Genomic DNA, 6,000 nt, shown 5'->3' with positions numbered 1-6,000 from the left:
GGACCACCCACGCCGTGAAGAGAAGCAAAGTACGTGAAGGCCCCCTTCACTGCGCCTAGCGCAATGAAGGGGGCCTTCACGTACTCACGCCCAGGACGAAACGCGTCAGGGGCAGGGTCAGGGCTTCGTAGCCCCGAAGCAGGCCGCGTACCGCGTAGCGAGGAACTCGGCCCGCGCGTCCCCGCTGTAGGCCCACATCCCGCCGTCGGCCCGCGTCCCCAGGTGCCGGAACTGCTCGACGGCCTCGTCGAAGCGCCCGTTCTCCACGAGCGCCTTCGCCGCGTAAGCCCGGTCCGAGCGCGTCGACGGGTGGTCCCGCCCTTCGCCGTCGAGCCACGCCACGATTCCGTCGAGCGCGCCGGTGACCCGCGGGTCACGCCACGCGGGAACGTCCTGGAACTCGGCCTCGTGCGCGGCGATCAGCAGCAGCGGAGCCAGCTTCGGCGACTTCGCCGCGGCGGTCTCGGCGAACTCCCACATCTTCTCGTTCGAGCCGAACCACTTGGCGCACCAGTACTGCAGCGCCCGGGTGTGCGCCCCGCGGTGCTGCGGGTCGCGTTCGACGAGTTCCGCCCAGACCTCGAGGTACTGGTCGTTCTCGTACTGCCGCCCCATCGCGATCGCGAGCGCGGTCACCCACGGCGTCGGATCCTCGGGAGCGAGCTCCGACGCCTCGCGCGCCGCCACCTCGGCCTGCTCCAGCACCCGGAAGAACGCGGCGAACTGCTCTTCGGAGACGTGTTTCGCCATCAGCCCGCTGCGCACCTCCCACGCCACGTGCACCAGCGATTCCGCGTTGACCAGCGCCACATCCGCGTCACCGGGGCGGGCCCGGCGCCACGCGCGCAGCCACTCGTCGTCCTTCGCGGCGGCCTCGCCGAGCGCGCCGGTCACCAGGTTGCGACGGTCCCAGTCACCCCAGGTCGACGCCAGCAGCGCGGCGGCTCCCTCCCATTCGCCGCGGGCGGTCGACTCCTGGACGGCGAGGACCTCTTCGTCGGTCCAGTACTCCTTGGTCGACACCTCGCCGTCGGCCGGGAGACCCCAGCGCGTGACGTCCGGGATCTTGCCCTTGAACTTGGGCTTCTTCGGCGGCAGCATCGCGGCGAGCTCTTCCGGCGTCATGGTCGCGGTGAGCTCGTCGACCTCGATGCCGCGCCGCTTCGCCTCTTTCATCAGCGCGAAGACGGCCTTGCGTTCACGGGATTTGAGCAGCCAAAGCATTGAAACTCCTTACGAACGAACAAGAGTGGGTGACGGCCGGTAGCCGGCGGGCACCCCGGCGGCCGTCAGCAGCGCGCGCAGTGGCGCGGTGTCGGATTCGGCCGAGGCGGCCTTGTCGAGCGCGGGCACCAGCTCGTCCTTCAGTGGCTCGTCCAGGACGAACGGGGCCGGACCGGACCACGACAGCGACCAGCGACCGGCGCCGACGTCGGTGAGCGCCGCGTGCGCCACGACAGCCAGCCGTCCGCGGACCGACGCCGAAGCGAACTCCCGGCGGGCGCGGGAGCCGGCCCCGGCGGGCAACTTCGAGGCAGCGTCGGCAGCGTCGGCGAGCTCCTCGTGCCTGCCCGCGTCGAGCAGGTCCAGCGCCATGTCCAGGGTGCGTTCTCCCAGGACCTCGGCGGCCGCTTCGGCGGCGACGTGACGTCGGCCGATGGCGACCAGGGACTGCCAGTCGGTCCGCCGTTTGCTGTGCGCCTCGTCGGAAAAGACGGTGAACAGCGCCTCGTCGAGCATCTTCTCGGCGCCGGTCAGCAGTTCGGTCGCCGGAAGCTCGCCGCCGGGGCGGACCGGGAACCGGGCGCCCGCTTCGAGCGTCGCGACGCGGTCCCGGGTGGCCGGGTGCGTGTCCCACCGCGAGGTTTTCTCCTCCGACGGGTTCCGCCGCATCTCCTCCATCTGCTCCGCCCTGGTCGGGTCGGTGAGCAGCGCGCGGTAACCCTCGCCGAACCGGTCCGGCAGGTAGCCCGCGTCCCAGCCGATCGCGGCGTAGTTGTTCATGAAGAATCGCCAGGTGACGGCCAGCGCTTCGATCTCGCGCAGGGCCGAGGCCGCCGCGTCGGTGCCGGCGAGCCGTGCCGAGACGGCGTCTGCCGCGAGTTCCTGGTCCCGGCAGACGCTCATCGAGACCATGAAGTACAGCTTCGCGTACTGCCTGAAGAGCCAGCCGACGAAGCGCTCGAAGTAGCCGTCGCGGCCCAGGCCGTTGACCACCCGCGCGATGGACTTGCGCCCGCGATAGGTCAGCGCGGAGAACCGGGTGTCCTTGTTGCTGTAGTGGCCCAGTTCGTGCGCGAGCACCGCGCGGAACTGGTCCTGGCGCAGGCCCATGAGCAGCGGGACGCCGATGATCATCCGGCGGCGCAGCACCCGCAGCCCGAGCCACGACGTCCGCTCGGTGACCGCCGCGTTGACGTCGGCGTCGAGGTAGATCTCGTCCGGCGGACGGGTGCCCGCCTCGTCCGCCAGCTCCCGGACCAGCGCCCACAGGGCGGGCTGGGACTCCGGTGTCACGGCGACACCGGGTACGTCGTCGTCGGTCGCCCGCTCGACCGTGAGCAGGGTCTTGAGCAGGATCCAGCCGACCGGAACGGTGATGATGCCGAGCTTCGCCGCGGTGAAAACGTTGTGCCGCAGCGCCAGCACTTCGAGCGCCACGATCCCGCCCACGAAAGCCAGCACGAGCAGCGGGAACCCGGCGAGCAAAACGGCAGCGAGCAGCCCACGTAGAGACTTCACTGTGAAACTGACCTTCCCCAGAGTTGGTGTACCCCCGACACCGAGCGCTCATTGTGCCCGAAGCGCCCTCCCCGGCCGATCACTTTTCGAATACGATCGAAGGCTTCGCGATGAACATCACCTCACGCGCGGTGGTCGCTTGTGGACTGTCCATTGTGGATATCGGTAAATGCGTTGTCCGGTTCGTCCGGCCCGTGCATGCTCAGCGGTGACAAAACGTTTTCCACGAAAGGAAAGTCATGTACACGGCGGTCGAAGGCTCGCGGGTTCCGATCCGGATGTGGGCCGACCCCACGTCGGTCGAAGACCAGGCCATGCGACAGCTGCACAACGTCGCCAACCTGCCATGGGTGCACGGCGTCGCGGTCATGCCCGACGTCCACTACGGCAAGGGCGCGACCGTCGGCAGCGTGATCGCGATGCGCGACGCCGTGTCCCCGGCCGCCGTCGGCGTGGACATCGGCTGCGGGATGAGCGCGGTACGGACCTCGCTCACCGCCGCCGATCTGCCCGACGACCTGCTGAAGCTCCGCCGCCGGATCGAATCGGCCGTCCCGGTCGGGTTCGGCCTGCACAAGACGCCGGTGAACCCGGCGAAGGTGCACGGTGTCGGTGGCTGGGACGCGTTCTGGAAGTCCTTCGGCGACCTTCATTCCGGCGTCCAGGAGCTGCACGACCGTGCCGCCCGCCAGATCGGGAGCCTCGGTGGCGGCAACCACTTCATCGAGGTCTGCCTGGAGCAGGGCGGCGACGACGAAGGCCGCGTCTGGCTGATGCTGCACTCGGGCTCGCGCAACATCGGCAAGGAGCTCGCGGAACGGCACATGGCCGTCGCCCGGAAGCTGCCGCACAACGCGGACCTGCCGGATCCTGACCTCGCGGTGTTCGTCGCGGGCACCCCGGAGATGCAGGCGTACCGGCGCGACCTGTTCTGGGCGCAGGACTACGCGGCGCGCAACCGCGCCACCATGGTCGCGCTCGTGAAGCAGGCGCTGAAGGACGTCGTCCCGCAGACGACGTTCGACGACGCGATCAGCTGTCACCATAATTATGTCGCTGAAGAGACCTACGACGACGTCGAACTGCTGGTGACCCGCAAGGGCGCGATCCGCGCGGGTTCGGGTGACCTCGGGATCATCCCGGGCAGCATGGGCACCGGTTCGTACATCGTGCGCGGTCTCGGGAACGCGTCGTCCTTCCAGTCCGCGTCGCACGGCGCGGGCCGCCGGATGTCGCGGAACAAGGCCAAGAAGCTGTTCACCGCCGAGGACCTCGCCGCGCAGACCGCCGGGGTGGAATGCCGCAAGGACTCCGGTGTGGTGGACGAGATCCCGGCCGCGTACAAGGACATCGAAACGGTCATCAAGGCGCAGACGGATCTCGTCGAGGTGGTCGCGCACCTCAAGCAGGTCGTCTGCGTGAAGGGCTGAATTACCGGGCGATTCGTGGGTGGTGGTCAGGGGAACCCGACATACCACCCACGAAATCGCTACCCTGAACGCATGAAGAGGTTGGTATTCGCGGCGCTCCTGGCGACCGCCGGATTCACGCTGGCCGGGTGCGCCGAGGTCACGAACGCGGTGGATCAGACGAACAAGGCCGCGACGAAGGTCGGTGCCTGCGCCGAGGCGCTCAGCCTCGCCGACCTCAACCCGGACCCGGCGACGCTCAAGGAGCGGGCCGCCGACAAGGAGAAGCGCCTGCGCGAGCTGGCGAACAGCGTCGGCGAGAAGGACGTGGCGGGCGCGCTCACCGGCATGGCCGATTCGTACCTGCAGGCCCAGAAGGAGAACATCCACGACGCGGGCAAGATCGCGGACTGGACCAAGCGCAACATCGACCGGCTGGACGCGCTCCGCAAGGTCTGCGCCTGACTCTCTCGCGTTTCGTCCTCTGAATGCGGTAGTTCGTGTCGCCAACTACCGCATTCAGAGGACGAAACGCGTCAGGAGGAAGTGAGCGCGGGCACCTGAGCGGGGGTGCGGGAGCGCCGCCAGAACAGGCCGACCGAAGCGATCGCCAGCGCGCCCAGCGCCGACGCCGCGAACCCCCACCCGGGGCTGGAGTGGTCGATCACGAACCCGATGATCGGGCTCCCGACGGCCAGCCCGATCCGGCTGGCCGCGTCCAGCAGGCCCATCGCCTCGCCGCGCACCCGCGCCGGCGCCGCCGCGCTGACCGTCTCCGTGCTCGCCGCGAGCGTCGGCGCGCACAGCACGTTGCTCGGGAAGAGCACGATCGCCAGCAGCCACCACGGGTGGTCGATCAGCCCGACCGGCAGCGTCAGCACCGCGAGCAGCAGCATCAGCGTGCCCTGCGAAAGCGACCGCCGGACCGCGCCGTGGATCGCCCCGCCGAGCACGGACGCGACGCACATGAACGTGATCAGCAGCCCGGACCAGGCGATGTCGCCGCTCGCGCGCAGCGTCGCCAGCGCGGCGAGCTCCATGCCGACCAGGCAGAACAGCGCGCCGGCGGCGATGAACATCGCCATCACGAGCCGTCCGGTGAGCCAGCTCCGCACGGACGGCCGCTCCCCGGTGACCACCTCGGTGTCGGCCTCGGAGCGGATCGGCGGGTTCAGCCGGTAGATCAGCGTCGCCGAAAGCGCGAAGCAGACACCGATGCCGGTGAGCGCGTAGACCGCGGGCAGCTGCGTGATCGCCATGATCCCGGCCGACGGCCCGATCATGAACGACGCCTCCACGAAGATCGTGTCCAGCGAGTAGGCCGCCCGCCGCTGATCCAGCGGCACGAGCGCGGTGAGCACCAGCCGCGCGAGCGTCCCGGCGGGCACCGACAGCACGCCGGCGGGGAGCGAGACGGCCAGCAGCGCCTCGTACGGCAGATGCGGCGCGCTGATCCAGAACGTGCTCGACGCCACACCGCAGATCGCGACCACCGGCCGCAGCCCGTAGCGGTCGACGTACCGGCCGACGAGCGGAGCCCCGATCGCGCTGCCGAGCGTGGTGGCCGCGCCGACCAGCCCGGCGGCCCCGTAGCCGCGGCCGAGGTCGTTGACGACGTACAGCGTCATCGTCACGCCCATGGCCGTCATCGGGAGCCGCGCCAGGAACATCAGCAGCATCGAACCGGGAACTCCGGGCACGGCCAACACGCGACGGTACGGAGCTAGGGCCATGATCCGATGAGAACCCAACTTGGTACGCGCGTGCAAGTTTTTTTCGCGAGGTCGATCACCCGCGCCGGAGTGTTTTCTTGACTGATTCCATTTTACGCGAGAGGGTGGGTGAACCA

The 6,000-nt window shown here is 69.3% G+C and carries 5 protein-coding genes; 2 read left to right on the top strand and 3 right to left on the bottom strand.

Going from position 1 to position 6,000, the window contains the following annotated elements; translation table 11 throughout:
• Positions 1-117 precede the first annotated feature (117 nt).
• The gene (locus ACFWMR_RS31760; RefSeq protein ID WP_378381034.1) at positions 118-1,224 is read right to left on the bottom strand and encodes a DUF4034 domain-containing protein; all 1,107 of its coding nucleotides are present in this window, start codon (positions 1,222-1,224) and stop codon (positions 118-120) included.
• 9 nt (positions 1,225-1,233) lie between these two features.
• Complete coding sequence (locus ACFWMR_RS31755) at positions 1,234-2,742, bottom strand: M48 family metallopeptidase (RefSeq protein WP_378381033.1); 1,509 nt, start codon at positions 2,740-2,742, stop codon at positions 1,234-1,236.
• Between the two features lie 239 nt (positions 2,743-2,981).
• Here ACFWMR_RS31755 and ACFWMR_RS31750 point away from each other — a divergent pair, with 239 nt between their 5' ends.
• Positions 2,982-4,172: an RtcB family protein gene (locus ACFWMR_RS31750; protein WP_378381032.1), complete on the top strand. Its 1,191-nt coding sequence runs from the start codon at positions 2,982-2,984 to the stop codon at positions 4,170-4,172.
• Positions 4,173-4,244: 72 nt separating this feature from the next.
• Positions 4,245-4,616 (top strand): hypothetical protein, encoded by a 372-nt coding sequence (locus ACFWMR_RS31745; protein WP_378381031.1) that lies wholly within the window; start codon positions 4,245-4,247, stop codon positions 4,614-4,616.
• A 71-nt stretch (positions 4,617-4,687) separates the two neighbouring features.
• On the opposite strand, the gene ACFWMR_RS31740 is transcribed toward ACFWMR_RS31745, so the two are convergent.
• Complete coding sequence (locus ACFWMR_RS31740; RefSeq protein ID WP_378381035.1) at positions 4,688-5,830, bottom strand: MFS transporter; 1,143 nt, start codon at positions 5,828-5,830, stop codon at positions 4,688-4,690.
• Positions 5,831-6,000: the final 170 nt, after the last annotated feature.

Origin of the sequence: Amycolatopsis thailandensis, from assembly GCF_042723255.1 — a bacterium.
Lineage (GTDB): Bacteria > Actinomycetota > Actinomycetes > Mycobacteriales > Pseudonocardiaceae > Amycolatopsis > Amycolatopsis thailandensis.
This window is presented reverse-complemented; position numbering and strand designations above follow the sequence as displayed.

Coding starts and splice junctions, on each gene's coding strand:
- ACFWMR_RS31760 (WP_378381034.1), bottom strand. CDS start 1,224: ATGCTTTGGCTGCTCAAATCCCGTGAACGCAAGGCCGTCTTCGCGCTG.
- ACFWMR_RS31745 (WP_378381031.1), top strand. CDS start 4,245: ATGAAGAGGTTGGTATTCGCGGCGCTCCTGGCGACCGCCGGATTCACG.
- ACFWMR_RS31750 (WP_378381032.1), top strand. CDS start 2,982: ATGTACACGGCGGTCGAAGGCTCGCGGGTTCCGATCCGGATGTGGGCC.
- ACFWMR_RS31740 (WP_378381035.1), bottom strand. CDS start 5,830: ATGCTGCTGATGTTCCTGGCGCGGCTCCCGATGACGGCCATGGGCGTG.